Origin of the sequence: Cycloclasticus sp. PY97N, assembly GCF_002443175.1 — a bacterium.
GTDB classification, from domain to species: Bacteria; Pseudomonadota; Gammaproteobacteria; order Methylococcales; family Cycloclasticaceae; genus Cycloclasticus; species Cycloclasticus pugetii.
In genome coordinates this window covers 1,565,921-1,585,621 of sequence record NZ_CP023664.1, presented here as the reverse complement: position 1 = coordinate 1,585,621, position 19,701 = coordinate 1,565,921, and the positions used below count along the sequence as shown (strand labels likewise).

Annotated in this window: 17 protein-coding genes; 8 read left to right on the top strand and 9 right to left on the bottom strand. The window is 40.8% G+C overall.

Annotation, left to right across the window (positions count from 1 at the left end; translation table 11 throughout):
• Nucleotides 1-23: 23 nt before the first annotated feature.
• A complete protein-coding gene (locus CPC19_RS07775) occupies nt 24-710 on the bottom strand; it encodes a bifunctional 2-polyprenyl-6-hydroxyphenol methylase/3-demethylubiquinol 3-O-methyltransferase UbiG (RefSeq protein WP_016389409.1) in 687 nt (228 codons plus the stop codon).
• Nucleotides 711-1,242: 532 nt separating this feature from the next.
• Here CPC19_RS07775 and CPC19_RS07770 point away from each other — a divergent pair.
• Nucleotides 1,243-2,772, top strand: coding sequence for a peptidoglycan-binding protein (locus CPC19_RS07770; RefSeq protein WP_016389408.1), 1,530 nt, complete (start codon nt 1,243-1,245; stop codon nt 2,770-2,772).
• Between the two features lie 267 nt (nt 2,773-3,039).
• Here CPC19_RS07770 and CPC19_RS07765 read toward each other — a convergent pair whose 3' ends face one another.
• Together CPC19_RS07765 and CPC19_RS07760 are read right to left on the bottom strand one after the other, a co-directional pair.
• On the bottom strand, nt 3,040-3,348 hold the full coding sequence (locus CPC19_RS07765) for a hypothetical protein (protein WP_016389406.1): 309 nt from the start codon (nt 3,346-3,348) through the stop codon (nt 3,040-3,042).
• A 217-nt stretch (nt 3,349-3,565) separates the two neighbouring features.
• Complete coding sequence (locus CPC19_RS07760) at nt 3,566-4,747, bottom strand: NAD(P)/FAD-dependent oxidoreductase (protein ID WP_016389405.1); 1,182 nt, start codon at nt 4,745-4,747, stop codon at nt 3,566-3,568.
• 162 nt (nt 4,748-4,909) lie between these two features.
• Here CPC19_RS07760 and CPC19_RS07755 point away from each other — a divergent pair, with 162 nt between their 5' ends.
• From CPC19_RS07755 to CPC19_RS07730, 6 genes are read left to right on the top strand one after another with little or no spacing between them, the layout of a single operon-like run.
• On the top strand, nt 4,910-5,893 hold the full coding sequence (locus CPC19_RS07755) for a MoxR family ATPase (protein ID WP_016389404.1): 984 nt from the start codon (nt 4,910-4,912) through the stop codon (nt 5,891-5,893).
• On the top strand, nt 5,894-6,784 hold the full coding sequence (locus CPC19_RS07750) for a DUF58 domain-containing protein (RefSeq protein ID WP_016389403.1): 891 nt from the start codon (nt 5,894-5,896) through the stop codon (nt 6,782-6,784). It begins immediately after the preceding gene.
• The gene (locus tag CPC19_RS07745) at nt 6,784-7,248 is read left to right on the top strand and encodes a DUF4381 domain-containing protein (protein ID WP_016389401.1); all 465 of its coding nucleotides are present in this window, start codon (nt 6,784-6,786) and stop codon (nt 7,246-7,248) included. The genes CPC19_RS07750 and CPC19_RS07745 overlap by 1 nt, the downstream gene beginning before the upstream one ends.
• A complete protein-coding gene (locus tag CPC19_RS07740) occupies nt 7,245-8,231 on the top strand; it encodes a VWA domain-containing protein (protein WP_016389398.1) in 987 nt (328 codons plus the stop codon). The genes CPC19_RS07745 and CPC19_RS07740 overlap by 4 nt, the downstream gene beginning before the upstream one ends.
• Nucleotides 8,228-9,973, top strand: a complete 1,746-nt coding sequence (locus CPC19_RS07735) for a VWA domain-containing protein (protein WP_016389397.1) — start codon at nt 8,228-8,230, stop codon at nt 9,971-9,973. Before CPC19_RS07740 ends, CPC19_RS07735 begins: the two co-directional genes overlap by 4 nt.
• Nucleotides 9,974-9,986: 13 nt before the next feature.
• The gene (locus tag CPC19_RS07730; RefSeq protein ID WP_240183327.1) at nt 9,987-11,687 is read left to right on the top strand and encodes a BatD family protein; all 1,701 of its coding nucleotides are present in this window, start codon (nt 9,987-9,989) and stop codon (nt 11,685-11,687) included.
• Between the two features lie 288 nt (nt 11,688-11,975).
• Here the strand turns inward: CPC19_RS07730 and CPC19_RS07725 are convergent, their stop codons facing one another.
• Nucleotides 11,976-13,304 carry an LLM class flavin-dependent oxidoreductase gene (locus tag CPC19_RS07725; protein ID WP_016390781.1) on the bottom strand — a complete coding sequence of 443 codons (1,329 nt, stop codon included), beginning with the start codon at nt 13,302-13,304 and terminating at the stop codon, nt 11,976-11,978.
• Between the two features lie 284 nt (nt 13,305-13,588).
• The gene (locus CPC19_RS07720) at nt 13,589-14,485 is read right to left on the bottom strand and encodes an alpha/beta hydrolase (RefSeq protein WP_016390780.1); all 897 of its coding nucleotides are present in this window, start codon (nt 14,483-14,485) and stop codon (nt 13,589-13,591) included.
• Between the two features lie 184 nt (nt 14,486-14,669).
• On the opposite strand from CPC19_RS07720, the gene CPC19_RS07715 reads away from it, so the two are divergent.
• Complete coding sequence (locus tag CPC19_RS07715; RefSeq protein ID WP_016390779.1) at nt 14,670-16,160, top strand: NAD(P)/FAD-dependent oxidoreductase; 1,491 nt, start codon at nt 14,670-14,672, stop codon at nt 16,158-16,160.
• Between the two features lie 175 nt (nt 16,161-16,335).
• Here CPC19_RS07715 and CPC19_RS07710 read toward each other — a convergent pair whose 3' ends face one another.
• The 4 genes from CPC19_RS07710 to CPC19_RS07695 form a co-directional block, all read right to left on the bottom strand.
• Nucleotides 16,336-16,950: a cation transporter gene (locus tag CPC19_RS07710; RefSeq protein WP_015005809.1), complete on the bottom strand. Its 615-nt coding sequence runs from the start codon at nt 16,948-16,950 to the stop codon at nt 16,336-16,338.
• A gap of 80 nt (nt 16,951-17,030) precedes the next feature.
• Complete coding sequence (locus CPC19_RS07705) at nt 17,031-17,276, bottom strand: GlsB/YeaQ/YmgE family stress response membrane protein (RefSeq protein ID WP_015005810.1); 246 nt, start codon at nt 17,274-17,276, stop codon at nt 17,031-17,033.
• A 168-nt stretch (nt 17,277-17,444) separates the two neighbouring features.
• Nucleotides 17,445-17,798: a membrane protein gene (locus tag CPC19_RS07700; protein ID WP_015005811.1), complete on the bottom strand. Its 354-nt coding sequence runs from the start codon at nt 17,796-17,798 to the stop codon at nt 17,445-17,447.
• Between the two features lie 55 nt (nt 17,799-17,853).
• Entirely contained in the window at nt 17,854-19,272 is a 1,419-nt protein-coding gene (locus CPC19_RS07695; RefSeq protein WP_016390778.1) for a diguanylate cyclase, read from the bottom strand.
• Between the last annotated feature and the right edge of the window lie 429 nt (nt 19,273-19,701).

The following is a 19,701-nucleotide window of genomic DNA, read 5'->3' as shown; positions in this document are numbered from 1 at the left end:
TTTTTGCCTATTGATTGTGCTGGTTATTTATTAGCCGCCAACTGACTAATAAAGATGATAGAAACGGCTTCTTTTATGTGTGAGTTTACAGGCTCAAGTATTTCAATAAGCTCAAGCTTATTAAGATTAAACAGGGCTTTCCATGTTTCTAATGTTCTAAAGTACCAAGGTGGTGGGTTTGTAAACTGCTGATTAAAGCCAGCCCAAGTGCCTTTTCGCCACCCATCCTGGTATTTAACATGTCCGCAGCCGTTAATAGGGTGGATAGTTTGAATAATAAAATAACCTTGCTCATTTAGAACATGTGGTATGCAGTTAAAAACATGATTAACAGATTCATTACCTAATAATGAAAAGTTACAAACAGCCACATCAAATTTTTGTTTAATAACACGTTGGCTTAACTGCTCATAAGGTATTAGCTTAAAGATACCGCCGCCCAGTCTGTTAGCCTCATCAACAAGGTCGGGCACAACATCTATACCAAATGTAGTAATACCCGAATCGCTTAATTTTCTAGCTAACCAACCCTCGCCACAGCCTATGTCTAATACGGTTTGAGGTTTTTTTTGTAAAATAGTGTCGGTGATTGCCTTATTTGTAAGCAGCGTTCTGCTTGCTATTTCATTATCACGAATAGCAACAACCCATGGTTTTGCATTTTGTAACCACGAATTAATGATATGTTTGTCAGAAAAGTTATCATCCATATTGAAAAGGGGTGGGGTTTCACCTCATTTATATTCTCATAGGAGAGCTAACATTGTGCTGTGTTACACAACACTGTCAATAGGTATTAGAAGCAGGGTGGTTTGAACGGGGGAATAATTGAAGAATTTGCTATACGTTGATTCCCGCATATTAACTAGAAGGGCTAATTAGATGCCTTCTTTCTAGCTAAGCTGTAATTTCACCCCACTTAGAATGACGCGCACGCTGCTGATGAAAGTCCAATGCTTTGAATCAATAGGGTAGACTAGAGCAATTTAAACCTTTATCGTTTGTTTAAAATAAACTCTATGCCCTGTTTGTTGTCTTGTATATTTCTTCAGGTGTCCTTTACAGAGCCTTTAATCAATCGAGTCTGACTCTACTGATTATTTACAAGGGTGCTCTTTTATAATTCTTTTACCCCCGTTTTCATGAGTCTCTATAACATGCTAACGAAGCGTTCGTTCATCATATGTTCAGCTTGGAGTCCATAAAGTTATAATCCAACTTCATATATATAAAGGAATCAATATGAGCATACGGAAAATAACTACCAATATAGCCATGGCAAGCGCTATCGTTATGGCAGTCGGTTGCGCTAGTACAGAACAAGGAAGTACTAGTGTTTTAGAGTCTCAACTTAAGGGTCGCGCAGCCGCATTAGATAGTCGGGAATCAGCCATTGTACAAAGAGAAGCGGAACTAGCTGCTTCAGCTTCTAGCCAATCTTCAATGAAAAGCGACCTATTGCCACCTAATGCAAAGAGTGGTGAGTGTTATGCCCGAGTATGGGTGCCTGAAAAATTCAAAACAGTCAGTGAACAAATGCTGGCAACCGAAGCATCAGAACGTGTTGAAATTATCCCTGCTACATATGAGTGGGCCACAGAGACCGTTGAAGTCAGTCCAGCTTCAAGCAAACTTGTTGCTGTACCTGCCGTATACGGTACAGAGTCTGAGACAATAAAAATGAGCGATGAACAGCTTGTTTGGCGATTAGACCGCAGTAAAAATTCAACGCCTGCTAGTAGCGAGCTTTTAGCATTAGCAAAAAAATACGGTGCTGATCTTGACTCCGCAACGCCCGGTATGTGCTTTCATGAGCACGCACTTCCAGCTAAGTTTGAAAATGTAACAGAGCAAGTTTTAACAGCTGAGGCATCTGAAACAGTTAAAACAATTCCAACAACCTACCGTACCGTTGAAAAAACCGTTCTTGTTAGTGAAGCGTCAAGCAAAATCATTCAAGTACCTGCTACCTTTAAAACTGTATCAGAAAAAGTACTTGTTAAGCCTGCACACACCATCTGGAAGAAAGGCACTGGCCCAATCCAGCGTATTGATTCTGCCACCGGTGAGATTATGTGCTTAGTTGAAGTACCTGCAGAATATAAAACAGTAAGCAAGAGTGTACTTGCAACACCAGCCACCACTAAAACGGTTGAGATTCCTGCTCAGTATAAAACTGTCTCGGTCCAAGAAGTGGTTAAACCAGCATCAGAATTACGCACAGCAATACCTGCAAAATACGATACGTTAACAAAAACAAATCAAGTGACTGCTGCAACGTTTACTTGGCATGAGATTCATAATAAAGAGCATCCTACTTCTTCACGAACAGGACAAAAGGTATGTTTAACAAAAACGCCTGCTACGTTTAAAACAGTAACTAGACAAGTTGTTAAAACACCTGCAACAACTCGTGAAGTTACCATTCCTGCACAGTTTAAAACGATTAAAGTACGTAAACTAGCTTCACCAGCAACTGAAAAACGAATCGCCATTCCAGCGACATATAAAACAGTTACTCACCAAGAGTTAGTTAGCGATGGCTTTATGCAATGGCGCTCTATCTTATGTGAAACCAACATGACTCAAGGTCGTATTTCAAAAATTCAATCTGCGTTAAAAGCAAAAGGCTTCAACCCTGGCAGAATTGATGGCGTGATTGGTGCAGAAACAATCGCTGCAGTTAATGCATTTCAATCAGCTAATAAACTACCCGTCGACAAGTATTTGAATGTTGAAACAGTAAAGGCGTTAGGTGTATCTGTAAAATAACAACGTAATATTAACGATAAAAAAAACCCGCTACGGCGGGTTTTTTTATACCTTTCTAAAATCAATGGATCAGGCTAGATGGGGTTTGTCTGTAAACGTTTATATCTGACTTATTAATACTGTAGTTATAGCTATAAGTGATGCAAAGAGCTTAATATTTCCACAGTACATTTAAAGTTACTCATAACTCTCCTGAAAAGCTAACGAAGCCAATAAGCAGATACCAAAAGATGCAGAGCGAAGCGGCGCAGCTTTTGGCAGCCCGAGTTAATTTGCCTTGTTAAGTGATTGCTCTGCTGGGTTGGTTTGTAAGAGCACCAACCTAAACTCCCCATAATCTTTAGCCAAAATCATCTTGACTGGTACGATAGAAATCAGTAGTCCTATTATCATGCCGATTGGTGCTGTAATAAATTGTATGGTTTGACTAGAAACTCCCACAATTGCTAGTATGAATCCAATAATAAAGCCGATGACACCCCCAATTATCATTGCAACTATGATTGCAATGATATTTCTCCAGAGATACGCCCACCATACTTTTGCTGCTCGCTTCCAAGTTACTTCAAGTTCCATTCTTTTCTCCTTTTTGATTCACCTAACAGTGTTAATAAGCAAAACCAATTATCCGCGTATTACTTGCTCTATGCGGATAGTACTTCCATGTATTTTGATATTAAAGACATAAATATGGGTATTACTATGCGCACCAAATACCCTTAACTCAGAGTTTAGAGTGTTTGCTCAAAGGGATCAATGTTTAAAAATAAACTAATCAAAATAAGAAGTGGTTTTAAACCACTTGCCCTGCACACCATCCTGAAGACCAAGCCCACTGAAAGTTATAACCACCCAGCCAGCCGGTAACATCGACTACTTCGCCCACAAAATATAACCCTGTTGAGTAATTTGATTCCATGGTTTTTGATGATAGCTCATCGCAATTAACGCCGCCCAGTGTTACCTCTGCGGTTCTATAGCCTTCGGTGCTGTTGGGTTTTATTTGCCATTGGTGTAGTTGCTTGCTAATGGTTTTAAAGCGATCGTGCGAGATGGACTGGAGTGGTTGGTTTAGGAGTTGTTCATCAAGTAAGGCGGCGATAAATCGTTTGGGTAAATGCTCAGCTAATATGGTTTTTAAATGTGTTTTGGCTTGTGTTTGTTGCTTTGTTTTTAGAAGTGTTTCTATGTCTACATCGGGCAATAGGTTAATGCTGAGCGTTTCGCCAGCGTGCCAGTACGATGATATTTGTAAAATGGCTGGGCCGCTTAAACCACGGTGGGTTAGTAGGATATTTTCTCTAAAACTGTTGCGCTTATTACTCACCACGCACTCTATGGCAATGCCAGAAAGTTCGGCTAGCCATGCTTTATCGTCCGGTTGTAGGGTAAACGGTACCAGCCCTGCGGTTGTTGGGTGAACGGTATGCCCAAAACGTTTGGCTATGTTATAACCAAAGCCTGTTGCGCCCATTTTAGGAATGGATAAGCCACCGCTAGCAATCACGACCGATTCTGCACTGTAATCGTCTAGGGATGTGTTGATGATATAGCGGTCATTTTCTTTGTGAATGTTTTCTATACTGCAATTAAGGCGAATGTCTACCCCTGCATGAGCACATTCTGATAGCAACATATTGAGAATGTCTTTAGCGCTATCATCGCAAAATAATTGCCCGTGGCTACGTTCGTGATAGGGGATGTTGTAGTCGCACACCAGCGCAATAAAATCCCATTGTGTGTATCGACTAAGTGCTGATTTACAAAAGTGCGGGTTATGGGAAATATAATTATCTGCACTGATATCCATATTGGTGAAGTTACAGCGCCCACCACCGGACATGAGTATTTTTTTACCCGCCTTATTTGCATGGTCTAATACCACCACGTTGCGGCCACGTTTGCCGGCTTCTATTGCACACATTAAACCAGAAGCGCTAGCACCAATAATAAGAACATCGACGGTTTTATTCATGATGCGAATAGAAAGGTTTAGTTAGAATGGAGAACATTTGTAATGTTGGTGGTTGAATCATGAGATGGTTGCCCCCAATGTTTATAACGGATTAGAAATAAATATTGGGTCCGGTAAACGCACTATTGTATAAAACTCAGCATTAAAAAGGATAAATAAACCATGGTAGAAAGTAGTTTACGCGATTCTAAAGCGGCTATTCAGCAACTTAAAGAGACGATCAGCAAGCAGATTATTGGCCAAGACGTATTAGTAGAAAGAATGTTAGTTGCCTTGTTAGCAGATGGCCATATTTTAGTTGAAGGGGCTCCTGGGCTTGCTAAAACGCGTGCCATTAATGTGTTGAGTAAAGGGATTGAGGCAGACTTTCACCGGGTTCAGTTTACACCAGATTTATTGCCCTCAGATTTAACCGGTACGGATATTTATCGACCACAGCAGGGTACGTTTGAGTTTCAAAAAGGGCCTTTATTTCATAATCTAGTATTAGCGGATGAAATAAACCGTGCGCCTGCAAAAGTTCAAGCCGCTTTATTAGAAGCTATGGCAGAACGACAAATTACTGTTGGTGGTGCCAGTTATCAGTTGCCCAGTTTATTTATGGTAATGGCTACGCAAAACCCATTGGAACAAGAAGGCACTTATCCTTTGCCTGAGGCACAACTAGACCGGTTTTTACTGCATGTAAAAATAGATTACCCTAAGGCAGCACATGAAAAAGAGATTTTACATTTAGCCCGTCGCGAGGAAAAAGGCGGTAATACTAAAAAAGCAACAAGCGAGCCGATAACACAGCAACAGTTATTTGCAGCACGTCAGGAAATATTAGACGTGTATATGAGTGACGAACTGGAAGATTATCTGTTGCAATTGATATTAGCAACACGTGAACCGGCTGCTTATGGTGATGATCTAGCTGCTTGGGTTCAATACGGGGCTAGTCCAAGAGCGAGCATTGCGCTTGACCGTTGTTCTAGAGCCAAAGCGTGGTTGAATCAACGTGATTTTGTTACCCCAGAAGATATTCAAAATATTGCCTACGATGTATTACGACATCGTTTAATTATGTCTTATGAAGCCGAAGCAGAGGGTATTACAGCCGATAGGTTTATTAAAGAATTAATTAATAGAGTTGCTGTGCCTTAAATGAAGCAGGCTGTTTTACAAAACGAACGGGTTTCTGTTCAGTTAAAACCCATGGTCGATTTAGCGAAAAAGGCGGGGCTGTTAAAAACTCGTCGGCATCGCATACAGTCGGCCCAAAATGGCGGGTATGTGTCACGTTTTAAAGGCCGTGGAATGGAGTTTGATGAAGTTCGTTTGTATCAAGCAGGGGATGATATCCGTAGTATTGACTGGCGGGTGACTGCTCGTACGAATAAAACACACAGCAAAATATTTCGTGAAGAACGAGAGCGCCCTATTTTTATTTCTGTAGACTTACGCCCAGCGATGAACTTTGCAACACGCGGTGTGTTTAAATCGGTACAAGCGTCTAAAGTGGCTGCCTTAGTAGCGTGGGCTGCACAACTTAATGGCGATAGAGTAGGCGGGCAGGTTTTTAATCAGCACGGTTGCCAAGAGTTAAAACCAGCCAATGGTCGCTCAGCTGTTTTACATTTTTTAAATGCGTTGGTTAAACCTACGTTATCGATAACAGAGTCTTTCTCGTTAGAGCAAATTCTTAACCGCTTAATGCAACATGCCAGACCTGGTAGCTTGGTATATATTGTTAGTGATTTTCGTGGCTTAAATAATCATGTTGAAAAACAGTTATCTAAATTAGCTAAACACTGCGAACTTCAATTAGTACATATTTATGATCCGCTAGAAAGCCATTTGCCAAGCAGAGGGCGCTATCGTTTTACTAATGGTAAACAGGAAACAGTACTGGATACTGGCGATAACCAGCGGGTATTAGCCTATCAACAACATTTTAAAAACAGGCAACAACAGTTAACAACATTGTGTAAAAAATGGCGAATTTCACTGCTTGAATGTAGCACGGTTGATGATCCATATGAGGTGTTAAGTTAATGAATGAAACATTGCCCTTAAAAGACATTCATTTACCCGCTGAGGTTAGCTGGTGGCCACCTGCTTTAGGTTGGTGGCTTGTTTTACTGGTTGTTGTTGTGGTTTTGGTTTGTGCTTGGTGGTTGTATAAAAAATTAACACGTCGTACGGCGATTAAAGCAGCATCAGCCTTATTGGTTGATATAAAGCAATCCAAAAACAACGATGAATTAAACACACTTAAACAATTATCTATGTGTCTGCGTCGTGTTTCTATCAGTGTGAATCCGCGCAATAAGACGGCAGGTTTAACGGGTAAAGACTGGTTGGAGTATCTAGATCAATCGGTAGACGGTACGCCATTTAGTACCGGTATAGGACGTTATTTATCTGAAACGCCTTATCGGCAAACAGCGCCAGAAGACATAGAAATAGATGACTTAATTGAATTGTGTGAATGTTGGTTAAAGAGGCAACACCAATGATTCATATCGAGTGGCCTCAATTATTTTTATTATTACCGTTGCCATTGCTATACCGCTGGCTTTTGCCGGCTTATACAGCAGATACACAAGCGGCCCTAAAAGTCCCTTTTATAGAAGATTTTGGTGAGGCAAAGGCACGGCATAGTTCAGCAAAACAGCCTTGGCTTTTGTGGTTGGCTGTTATTGCGTGGGTGTTATTAGTGTTGGCGTCTGCTCGACCACAATGGCTGGGTGAGCCTATTGAACAAGCAGTAAGTGGACGTGACTTAATGCTGGCGGTAGATGTATCTGGCAGTATGAAAGAGGAAGATTTTGTTATTGAAAACACCCGTGTGGATCGCTTAACGGCTACTAAATATGTGGCAACAGATTTTATTGAGCGACGCATCGGCGATCGGTTAGGGCTGATATTGTTTGGCACTACAGCCTATTTGCAAACACCTTTAACCTTTGACCGTAAGACGGTTGCAACGTTATTAGACGAAGCATTTATTGGTATTACTGATGATGAGCCGGCAACCTCTATTGGGGATGCAATTGGTTTAGCTGTTAAACATTTGAAGGATGAGCAAGCAAACAGTCGAGTGCTAGTTCTGCTAACAGATGGAGCGAATACAGCGGGTGAAATTAGCCCCCTTCAAGCTGCAAAATTGGCAGCTGACCAGCAACTTAAAATTTATACCATTGGGATTGGTGCAGATGAAATGTTGGTACGCAGTTTTTTTGGTAACCGTAAAGTTAATCCATCACGTGATCTTGATGAAAAAACCCTTACGGCCATTGCAGAGGCAACAAATGGTCAATATTTTCGTGCGCGCAGCAAAGAAGAGCTAGAGCAGATATATGAGCTATTAGATCAACTAGAACCTGTTGAGAAAAATAAGCAATTTTATCGCCCCATGAGTGAACTATACCCTTGGCCATTAGCGCTAAGTTTATTGTTATTGGGCATTATTACTGTGATTCGTTTGAGGCTTATATGAACTGGGCAGACTTTCATTTTATAAGACCTTATTTTTTATTGGCGCTGATTCCGGCGCTGGCTTTAATGTTTGTATCGGTTAAAAACACACTGGCTAAAGGTGAATGGGCCGATGTGTGTGATGCAGCCTTATTGCCGTTTATTTTAGAAGATAAACAATCGTCTAAAAGTTATTGGGTAGTCGGGGCTTTATCAATGGCCGTTTTATTATCAATTTTTGCACTGGCAGGCCCAACATGGGAACGCTTAGAAACACCTGCATTTCGTAATGATGCGGCGTTGGTTATTGCCTTAGACCTTTCGCAAACCATGAATGCGACTGATATAAAACCCAGCCGTTTAGTGCGTGCTCGCTATAAAATTGCAGATATTTTAAGACAAAGAAAAGACGGACTGACGGCCTTGGTGGTGTATTCAGCAGATGCGTTTACCGTTACGCCATTAACCAGCGATGTGGCAACGATTGAGAACCAGCTGAATGCCTTAGAAAGCAGTTTAATGCCACGGCAAGGTAAAGATACACAAGCGGCTTTAACGTTGGCCGTTAATCTTTTACAACAAGCCGGTCAAAAGCAGGGTAATATTTTTCTTATAACCGATGGTATTAAGCAACCGGCAAAAACATTAGAAAAAGAGCTGGGCGATTATGTTGTCTCTATTTTGGGGGTTGGAACAGCTGCTGGTGGTCCGGTTAAACAGGCTGGTGGTGGTTTCTTAAAAGATAATCAAGGGAATATTATTATTGCCAAATTAAACGCTAAAGAACTTGCATCGTTAGCGAGCCGTTCAGGCGGGCACTACGGCACAATGACGGCGGATGATAGTGATATTAAAGCAATGTTATCTAGCCTAGAACGGCCGGTGTTAGATGAACTTGCTAATGATAATAATGGACTGATTGAGCAATGGAATGATAGGGGCGTTTGGCTGCTATTGTTGGTCTTGCCATTGGCCGCCTTTGGTTTTAGGAAAGGGCTACTAATAGGGTTGGTTTTTATTATTATGCCACTGGCCGAAAACAGTTATGCGGTGGAATGGGACGCGCTTTGGTTGAATAAAAATCAGCAAGCAAAACAGCTATTTGAAGAAAAAAAGTTTCAGCAAGCAGCAGAAAAATTCACCTCACCAGAGTGGAAAGCAGCGGCTCAATATAAAGCAGGTGAGTACCAACAAGCTGTAGAGCAACTTGAAGGGATTGAAACAGCAGAGAGTCTGTATAACAAAGGAAATAGCCTAGCAAAATCGGGTCAATTAAATGAAGCAAAACAGGCGTATGAGCAATCGTTAAAATTAAACCTTGATAATGAAGATGCACTACATAATTTGAAACTGATTGAAGAGGCTCAAAACAAATCACAGCCTAAAGGTGATCAAGGGCAAGACAATCAGCAAGAGGGAGAGGGTAACTCTAAAAACGCCGAACAAGCAGATCAGCCATCCAATACACAACCAGCCGATAATAAGGACGGTTCGTCCAACGAGTCTAAAGAGGCAGCGCAAGATCAGGCTGCTGAGTCATCAACGTCAGCTAATCAGGAATCGTCTGCAGAAAATACCGAGGAGGAAAGCAGGCCGAACGACAGTAAAGAGGTGGGTGAGCAGCAGCAAGCGGCAACGGCAGAGCTTTCTGATGAAGAACAACAAGCGGCTGAGCAATGGTTAAAACGTATTCAAGATGACCCTGCGGCATTATTAAAACGAAAATTTAAGTATCAATATGGTCAACGACAGCTACAACGTTAAGAAAAAGGCAGCAATGATGAAAAATAACCTGTTGAAATACTTTGTTTTAATATCAGTTTTTCTAGTTAGCACGCATAGTATTGCGCTTGATATAAATGTCTCTGTTGATAGAAATCCAGTCAGTATTAACGAATCTTTTAAGTTAATTTTTAGTATGGAGGAGTCGCCTGATGATGATCCGGACTTTAGCCCATTGGATGATAAGTTTGAGGTGTTAAATCAACAAAAAAGCAGTCAATCTTCTTGGGTTAATGGCCGATCAACAAAGTCTATTTCTTGGACTTTAGATGTCATGGCAAAACAGACCGGTCCACAACAAATTCCGGCTATATCATTTGGTGATGATGTATCAAAAGCGCTGAGCATTATGGTTTTAGCAAACAGCACAAGCGATAAAGTGGACATTGATGATGACCTATATTTACAAGTAGAGGTTTCGCCAGAGCAGCCTTATGTTCAGTCTCAATTATTGTATACCGTACGTTTATTCCAGCGTGTGCAAATTTCAAAAGCATCACTTTCTGAACCAACAATCGACAATGCCATCGTTGAAAAAATAGGTGAAGATAAGCAGTATAACAAGCAGTTAAATGGGGTTAATTATTCGGTTTTCGAACGTAAATATGCCATTTTTCCTCAACAAAGCGGGCCATTAACAATTCCACCCACGGTATTAACAGCACAAGTGGTTACCGGTGCCGGTCGGTCATGGAATGGCAGTCTGTTTAATACTCAACGTACAAAAACTAAACGGGTTCAATCAAAAGCAGTTAATGTTGATGTGCAACCTGCGCCAGCAAGCTTTACAGGTGAGCATTGGTTGGCTGCCAAAAGTGTTCATTTACAACAAACTTGGTCAAACGACGAGTTAAGCGTAACAGTAGGGGAGCCGTTAACTAGAACGTTAACAATGTTGGCGAGAGGTGTAACGGCCAGTCAACTACCAGAGTTAAATACTGATACAGCGTCTTCCCAGCTTAAAGTGTATCCAGATCAGCCCTTGTTAAGAATCCAAAGCGAAGAAGACGGCGTTATAGCGTTGAGAGAACAAAAAGCAGCTATTATTCCTGCTAAGGCTGGGGACTATACATTACCCGCTATAGAGGTGCCTTGGTTCAATACAATAACAGGGCGTATTGAAACAGCCGTTATTCCAGAAATGACCATTACTGCCGTTGCGCTTGAATCGGTCGAAATACCGCAGGTTATAGCCACAGAGCCTAATCAAAAATTAGTTACTGAGATAGACAGGCTTGATCAGGCAGCAACGGTTAATACCACAGAGCATTATTGGAAATGGTTAGCTATTATATTTGCAATAGCTTGGTTAATTACTCTTGTGTGGGTGGTTATAAAGGGACGGTTTAGACGTTCTTCAAGCTCTTCAATAGACGAAGAAAATAGCTCAGTGAAAAAAGCGATTAAAGACCTGCAACAAGCCTGTAAAGCGAATGATCCTAAAGAGTCAAAAAAGGCGTTAATAACTTGGGGCTTTGTACAATTTAACAGCAAAGAACTTGATCAAATAAGCCGGTATTGCAGCAAAGAATTACAAGCAGAAATTGAACAGCTTAATCAGGCGCTGTATTCAAATAATGATATTGAATGGAAAGGTGAGGATTTGGCAGGCTTGGTTAATGAACATAGTCAGCGCTTGCAAAAAAGAGATAAAAAAGCCGAGGGTTTAGAACCGCTTCATAAACTACAGGTCTAATAAATTAAATATTTATCATATAGTTAAAAGATTTTTATAATGTATTATATTATATTTATTTATTGTTAAAATTTAGAAAATTTGTTGACTGAATTAAGGCAAGGCTAAGTTTAAATGAGCGTGTATAAAGTTAAATTACTTACAACTTAACCACTTTTGCAGCTTAACCAGACTGCGGCTCTAATTAAATTATCTGCTATAAAAAAGGCCCCAGACGGGGCCTTTATATTGTTGACTCATCAGTCTAAATTTAACGGCTTAACAAGGTATTAACGTTGGATGAAAGATTCAATCACAGTACTGATTTTTTGGTCTTGGTAAGCCAAGGTTTTCACGTAAGGTATTACCTTCGTAGCTGGTTCGATAGACGCCACGTCTTTGTAGTTCTGGGACTAGTTTATCAACAAAATCATCTATGCCCTGAGGTAGGTAAGGAAACATGATATTAAAACCATCACAGGCATTAGAATTTAGCCACTCTTCCATTTGGTCCGCTATCATTGAGACGGTTCCTAACATTTCTAAACAGCCATAAGAGCCGCCTACATATTGGGCTAATTCGCGTACAGTCATATTGTCTTCTTTTGCCATATCAACAAGTTTTTGACGACCAGATTTAACTGCGTTGGTTTCGGGTATTTCAGGAAGAGGGCCATCAAGATCAAACTTGCTAGCATCACATCCTAACAAAATGGATAAAGAGCCCATGCCTGTGCTAGGGTCAACCATGCTATCTAGTTGACGTTTTTTATTTTTTGCTTCCTCTAAGGTATCACCAATAATAACAAAGCAACCAGGGAAAACTTTAAGATGATCTGGGTTTCTTCCGTAGGCTTTAGCGCGTGATTTTATATCGGCATAATATTCTTGTGCGGTACTTAGTGTACTAGCAGCTGAAAAGACCATTTCTGCTACTTCTGAGGCAAACTGGCGTCCTGCTTCAGAGGCGCCAGCTTGGACTATAAGAGGCCAGCCCTGAACCGGGCGTGCAACATTTAAAGCACCTTCAACAGCATAAAATTCACCTTTATGTTTAGGTGGGTGCAATTTATCAAGGTCTGCAAATATGCCCGTTTCAGTGTTTCTAAGAATAGCGTCATCTTCCCAGCTATCCCATAGTTTCGTAACCACCTCATAACACTCTCGTCCGCGTTTATAGCGCTCGTCGTGTTCTACTGCTTCTGGTAAACCAAAATTAAGGGCTTCTAACGGGTTAGAAGAGGTCACAACATTCCAGCCAGCTCGCCCTTCACTGATGTGGTCTAGCGAGGCAAATTTTCGTGCAATATGGTAAGGCTGGTTGTAGGTTGTGGATGCGGTAGCAATTAGGCCTATATGTTCTGTAACGGCAGCAAGCGCAGGCAGTAGGGTTAGAGGTTCAAGGGATACAACAGTTGCACTTCGTTTTAATGCCTCATCGGGCATGTTTAACAATGAAACGTGGTCCGCCATAAAGATGGCATCAAAAAGCCCTTTCTCTAAGGTTTGCGCAAAACGAATATGGTGTTTAAAGTTAAAGTTTGCATCTGAAAATGCATCAGGGTAGCGCCAACTGCAACTATGGATGCTGGCTGGGCGCATAAAAGCCCCAAAGTGTAACTGTTTTTTTGTACTCATCGTTGCCTCATTCTTTGTAGTATTAAGTTTTTATTTTAGGTTTGGAGGTTCTTTCCAATTAAGCTACTTCGAGCTTTTATTGCTGTTCTGAGAAAATTTTTTATTGTTATTATATTTTTATATGCGTTGAATCTAACGTTTGAACTGCCCTATATATAAACCATAAAAGTGGGAATAGTCCATACAAAAGCTATATAAATGTCTGTCATTAATTACTCGTAGCTCGTTTAAATGGCACATAGTTGAGTCGTTTTATTAATGACGTTACGTTAATAATTAGCCCTTTAATCATCTATATGGGTTTTGATAAAAGTCCCTATCGAATGAATGGCTTGGTGCGCTTCTGGAATCAATCTGGACATTAACTGCCAGACATGAACTTGGCCATGCCAAACTTCAAGCGTTGTATCGACACCTGCTTTTTTTGCAAATTTGTTCAAACGGACGGCATCGTCCAGTAATACCTCATCACTGCCAACTTGAATTAATAGGGGAGGGAGTCCGTTTAGCTCGGCAAAAAGAGGTGAAACTCGTCGGTCATCCGCGGCTACATCACCAAGGTATTGATCAGCTAACCATGTTAAGGATTCCTTACATAAAATTGCATCTGCCTTGGCATTCGTTTGCATCGAGTCACCAGAAAAGCTTAAGTCGACCCAAGGAGACAGGCAGATACCTGTAGCCGGTAATGGGATGGACTGCTCTTTTAAGGCAAGCATCAGTGAAATAGTAAGCCCTCCACCGGCTGAATCACCTGCAATAACAATTTTTTTCGGATCTTTGCCGTCATCTAACAAGGCTTTATATGCAGACACTGCATCGTCCAGTGCAGCTGGGAAGGGGGCTTCTGGTGCTAAACGGTAATCTAAAACAAATACCCTTGCTTGAGCTAAATTAGCTAACATGGCTGCCAAGCCTCTATGGCTGGTAGGCGATCCAACCACGTAGCCACCACCATGCAAATATAAAATAGTCGTTTCTTTACTGCCTAATTGCGCTTCATGCCATTCGCCGGGAACACCCCCTAAGGTAGTCACTCGCCCTCGTTCCGGTTTGACGCTCATGACTGCTAACTTGTCCATGTTATCGCGTTCTTGAACCAAATTACGACTGGCTGTGAATTTCCTTTTAATGGTCATTCGCAAAACCTTCGCTAATAACTGACTTCGTATGCTTGCCATTACTGCCTCCTTTATTTATTGATAGTAAACCATAAACCACTACGTAGTATTCATCAGATATTCTTCATCATTTTAGTAAGCGTATAACTTTTTGCTAATATTTAATATCATTAGCTAAAAAAGTTTTTATAATGAGTGTTAGAATTTGTAATATAAGAATTAAAACAATAACTAAGGGCTAGGCATGTCAACGATAAAAACAATTAAAGCGTTAAAGGATGGAGGCGTTAAGGAACCACGGGTGATTATTATGGGTGCCGGTATGTCGGGTATCTTAATGGGCATTAACTTACTAAAGGCGGGGCTAACAAATTTTAGTATTTATGAAAAACGTAGCACTATAGGTGGCACCTGGCGTGAAAACACCTATCCTGGAATTGCATGTGATATACCATCTTATTTTTATACGTACAGCTTCGAGCCTAACCCACATTGGACGCGGCGTTTTCCCCCGGGGTCAGAAATTCAAGCCTATTTTGAGCGAGTTTTTGAAAAGTACCAATTGGCAAGTTACACAACCTTTAATGAAGAAATAACCAATACCCAGCACAAAGATGGGCAATGGCATGTTGAAACGGCCAGTGGAAAAACAGATACCGCTGACTTTATTGTGGCGGCAACTGGGGTGTTACATAAGATCAACGAACCTAAATTTGAAGGTATTGAGAACTTCGAAGGCGATGTTTTTCATACGGCACGCTGGAATCATGACGTTGAGTTATCAGGTAAAAGGATTGGTGTGATTGGCGGGGGGTCAACAGGCACCCAAATGATCGATCCTTTATCTAAGGTTGCTAAAAAGTTGACTTTATTTCAACGTACGCCGCAATGGATTTTCCCGATTCCTGATAAGGCTTATTCTAAACTGTGGATTCGTTCGGTTAAACGGTTTCCTGTTCTTGGGAAGTCTCTTTACCGGCTTTATAAGTTTATGCAAGAAAGAACAGTCGGTGTTGCAACGGTTAAGCCTGGTTGGAATCGTTCAATACTCAATAAGTTGTGCGAATGGAATTTAAATCATGTGAAAGACCCTGTGTTGCGCGCTAAGTTAACGCCTAATTATGAACCTGGCTGTAAGCGCCTTGTGATGTCCACCAGCTTTTATCCAGCCATTCAAAAACCGAACGTTGACTTAGTGACAGAAGGCATCGATAAAATTGAAGCAAAAGGTATCCGTACTAAAGATGGCGTCTTGCATGAGCTTGATCTTATCGTACAAGCGACAGGGTTTGATGGTTTTGCTTTTATGCGCCCGATGACCATGCAAGGCACGAATAACACAACATTATCCGAGGCATGGGAAAGCGGCCCGCGTGCTTTTCGTGCGATTACTATTCCAAATTTCCCCAATTTTTTTATGTTAAATGGCCCCAATAGCCCTATAGGGAACTATTCATTAATTGCCATTGCCGAGACGCAAAGCAGCTATATCATGAAATGTATTCAAAAATATATGGAAGGTGTTTTTGATTATATTGAGCCTAAACAAGAAGCTGTTGATGATTTTTATAAAACAGTTCATGAAGCGCTCCCGGGCACCATTTGGACGACAGGTTGCCAAAGTTGGTATTTAGATGATAACGGTGTGCCATTATTGTGGCCGTGGTCACCACAACGTTATGCAAAAGAAATGAGTCAACCAGACTTTAATAATTATCATTTGAAAAAAGCGTAGCTATTAAGTGGAGACAGCTGTCTGTTCTATAAGGTTTCACAACCTTTAGCCGATACTTAAATAATACTTGTTAAACTGTTTTGAGCCTTAGTCGTTGAGATGAGGCTCTTTTTTGAGGGCTAGACTTTAGGGACGGTGAGCTATTTTTGTGTAAATAAGCCACTTAAAACAACCTTTATGTGGGGTTTGATAATTCAGCCAAGGCACCTTTTATAACATGTGCAGACGATCTTAATAAAATAATGGCCAAGAAAGAGGCAATGATAATATCGGGAATCCCAGAATTAAAAAACCACACGCCAAGGGCTGCTAAAAGAACAGATAAGTTAGATGCGATATCATTTCGTGAGCACTCAAACACAGAGCTCATATTTATATCCTCGTGCCGATGTTGCCAAAGTAGTAAAAGGCATAAGCCATTGGCCAGTAAGCCGGCAATACTAAAAATACTCATTACTTCGTAAACTGGCAGGGTGGGCGTTACTAGTCGATATATTATCTGGGCGATAACAACACTCGCGGCAATAAAGATTAGCCCACCTTTGAAAAGTGCAATGCGGGCTTTTAGTTCGGGTCCTTTAGATACTGCAAATAAACTTAGAGCATAGGTTAGTGCGTCGCCTAGGTTATCTAAACTGTCAGACATTAACGCTGTAGATTGACCATAAAAGGCAGCAGCTACTATTACCACGAACATAATGGCATTTATCCAGAGCACCTTAATTAGCGTGCTACGCTGTCTACCTTCTTTTGCATCTAGTGTGCAGCTATTGTCGCAACATGATCCCATATGGTTACCTTAAAGAGCGAATGTCATGGGTAGAATTGAATTATGAACATTGAGTGTGGGCATAAAGTCACCGGTATTATTTATGCTCTTTTTTTGATTGAGCCGACAATAAAAAGCAGTAATACCGCGCCCACAGTTGCGGTGATGATTGAACCAATCAAACCACCCGCAGAAATACCTAACAAACCAAAGACAAACCCACCAAAGACAGCGCCAATAACACCAACGACAATATTGCCTAATAAACCAAAACCGTTACCTTTCATCAGTGTGCCCGCCAACCAACCAGCAATGCCACCAATGGCTAAAAAAATTAAAATGTCCATTGTTTTATCTCTTAATATATAACGTTTATATAAGTTTACCCTAGCATACGGGATATTAGTTGGCGAATGAAAATATCAATCCGTCACCGGCTTTATTTGGTAGGTAGACATTCTTTAGGCCATGTCGTTTTTAAAATTAGCAAGTTCATTATATTTATTTGAACGAGTTTAAAACAACCATGTTGTTGGGTTTGGGTACTCTTGTTGTTGCTCTAGTAATTTTAGGCCTTTTATGCAGCGAATAATCAGCCATACCACAGAAAACATTAGTACTAAGTAACCGATTAGAACGGAGGCTAGTAGAGTGCCGACTAGGATAAAGAGAATACCAATCCAAAAGGTCCTAATCTGGAACCGATAATGGCTTTTTAACCATTCCGGTGAGTCGTTTTGGTTAAGGTAGGCCATGACGATGCCAATGATGCTAGTGATACCAAAAACAAGCCCTACCAGATACAGAATGTAGATAGTTTTAGCGGTTCGATCTGTGCTTGGCCCTAGTTGTGCGATTGGTTTATTCATAACTTTTGTCCATATTAGTTTTGTGGCTCACAGGTTCAACTTAGTTACCCTTATACTAAGGTGAGGGTGGTGCAATCATTACGCGATCTCGACCTTGTTGTTTGGCGTTGTACATAGCCTCGTCAGCGCGAGCTAAGAGGCTTTCAATGGACTCGTTGTTGTCAAACATGGCAACGCCGGCACTGATAGTTATCGTAATAAACTCTTCGCTGTTTAGCTTGACGGGGTGTAAAGCTAAAGTGTGTCTTAGCTTGTTACCAAATTCCTCTGCACGTTCTATGTTTGCACCAGTTAGCACAAAGATAAATTCTTCTCCCCCGATTCGTCCACAAAAATCAGTTTTTCGGCCTATACCTGACGCTATTTGTGCAAATTCTACCAATGCTTGATCGCCTGCGGCATGTCCGTATTTGTCATTAATGCTTTTAAAATGATCAAGGTCTATAGACAATACACAAAGCTTTTTGAAAAATCTATTGGATTGATCAATGAGTTGATGCAGACGCTCAAAGGTGGCTCGTCGGTTAGGTAGGCTGGTTAACTCATCAATTCTTGCTAAGGTTTCTAATTCTTCTTCTGATACTTTTTTGTATAACAGGTAGCTGAAGGTATCAGAGAGTAACTGCATCAAGATGTAGTCGTCCTTACAAAAAGGGTCTACAGGAGAGGAGCTGGTGAAATTTACGGTTCCATAGAGTTTGCCATCCAGTTTTAATGGCGTGCCTATGTATGATTCTAATTGGAAGTTCTTGTAGCAAGGGTGGTTTTGAATTTGACTCTTACCTACAAAATGAAAGCCAACAGTTTTATTTTCTTTTAATGTGTGAACACAGTAAGTTCCCTCTAGGTCAAATTGTGTTTTTGGCTTTAATTGACCATTAAAATCGACGCAGTTTTCAACCGTATACACATTGCCTGCAATATGAGACATTATGGCTGTTTCCAGACCAAAATGATTAAGGCCAATGGTCAATAATGATTCTATTTTTTGCTCATAACTTAAGCTAAGGTCAGAGGTTACATTGTGAATTTTTTGCAGGGCATCTAAAGATTGGTCGGCTGAGCGTGCAGGGCGGATAAGGCCTAAAAATCCAATGACAGCTCCATCAGAAGAATGCATAATGGTCCCTGTTGTTACGCCAAGGAAAATTTCTCCGTCCGAACGGCGATATAAAATCCTATAGTTTTCTGTAGGCTTTTCGCTTGCTAGGTTATAGCGATGTCGGCCTTGTTCTGAAAAATCGTTTTCATCTGCATACAGTATTTGGGACACTTTTCCATACAGCTGCTGTTTCGAGTAACCAAATAAACGTTCTGCTGCCAAGTTCATATACACTAGGCGTCGATTGGTATCGGCAACTAAAATAGCTTCTTCAAAACCATGGAATATTTCGGAAAGCAGTGCTGATGAAATCGCACTTACTTCGTCCGCAGCTATCATTGATTGCATATTGTCTAACTTAAGTTCATTCATAATTTACCTCAGTAAAATCTATTGCGATAGTGCTAGCAAATAGTGGATCCACAATAGAGAACGAAGAGATGTGGCGTATTGTAGGTCAGTTATTTTGAACAGTTGTGTACTGTAAGTGTTGGTGTTTATTGAGACTTTTATAAGAATAACCTGATATAGAGTCCAATAGCCAAACCTAAACTTGCCAATAAATAATCATGGAAAACATCAAATAAGAGATCAACCAAGGGCTTCTTTAAGGGGCACAATACTGCTGAGAACCCACACTACTACAAGGATTAAGACGGTTGCAAATAGAAAATATAAATACTTGTGGTTTTTTTAATATGGATCATTTTTAAGGCAGTTTTTAGGCGTATTAAGGGAGAATTAGAATTCAATGATAATGGACTCATTAAGTAGCCTCATAATGAGGCTGTTGTTCTGATT

Excerpts from the sequence above, each read along its gene's own strand:
- CPC19_RS07775 (WP_016389409.1), bottom strand. The coding sequence starts at position 710 with ATGGATGATAACTTTTCTGACAAACATATCATTAATTCGTGGTTACAA.
- CPC19_RS07770 (WP_016389408.1), top strand. The coding sequence starts at position 1,243 with ATGAGCATACGGAAAATAACTACCAATATAGCCATGGCAAGCGCTATC.
- CPC19_RS07765 (WP_016389406.1), bottom strand. The coding sequence starts at position 3,348 with ATGGAACTTGAAGTAACTTGGAAGCGAGCAGCAAAAGTATGGTGGGCG.
- CPC19_RS07760 (WP_016389405.1), bottom strand. The coding sequence starts at position 4,747 with ATGAATAAAACCGTCGATGTTCTTATTATTGGTGCTAGCGCTTCTGGT.
- CPC19_RS07755 (WP_016389404.1), top strand. The coding sequence starts at position 4,910 with ATGGTAGAAAGTAGTTTACGCGATTCTAAAGCGGCTATTCAGCAACTT.
- CPC19_RS07750 (WP_016389403.1), top strand. The coding sequence starts at position 5,894 with ATGAAGCAGGCTGTTTTACAAAACGAACGGGTTTCTGTTCAGTTAAAA.
- CPC19_RS07745 (WP_016389401.1), top strand. The coding sequence starts at position 6,784 with ATGAATGAAACATTGCCCTTAAAAGACATTCATTTACCCGCTGAGGTT.
- CPC19_RS07740 (WP_016389398.1), top strand. The coding sequence starts at position 7,245 with ATGATTCATATCGAGTGGCCTCAATTATTTTTATTATTACCGTTGCCA.
- CPC19_RS07735 (WP_016389397.1), top strand. The coding sequence starts at position 8,228 with ATGAACTGGGCAGACTTTCATTTTATAAGACCTTATTTTTTATTGGCG.
- CPC19_RS07730 (WP_240183327.1), top strand. The coding sequence starts at position 9,987 with ATGATGAAAAATAACCTGTTGAAATACTTTGTTTTAATATCAGTTTTT.
- CPC19_RS07725 (WP_016390781.1), bottom strand. The coding sequence starts at position 13,304 with ATGAGTACAAAAAAACAGTTACACTTTGGGGCTTTTATGCGCCCAGCC.
- CPC19_RS07720 (WP_016390780.1), bottom strand. The coding sequence starts at position 14,485 with ATGGCAAGCATACGAAGTCAGTTATTAGCGAAGGTTTTGCGAATGACC.
- CPC19_RS07715 (WP_016390779.1), top strand. The coding sequence starts at position 14,670 with ATGTCAACGATAAAAACAATTAAAGCGTTAAAGGATGGAGGCGTTAAG.
- CPC19_RS07710 (WP_015005809.1), bottom strand. The coding sequence starts at position 16,950 with ATGGGATCATGTTGCGACAATAGCTGCACACTAGATGCAAAAGAAGGT.
- CPC19_RS07705 (WP_015005810.1), bottom strand. The coding sequence starts at position 17,276 with ATGGACATTTTAATTTTTTTAGCCATTGGTGGCATTGCTGGTTGGTTG.
- CPC19_RS07700 (WP_015005811.1), bottom strand. The coding sequence starts at position 17,798 with ATGAATAAACCAATCGCACAACTAGGGCCAAGCACAGATCGAACCGCT.
- CPC19_RS07695 (WP_016390778.1), bottom strand. The coding sequence starts at position 19,272 with ATGAATGAACTTAAGTTAGACAATATGCAATCAATGATAGCTGCGGAC.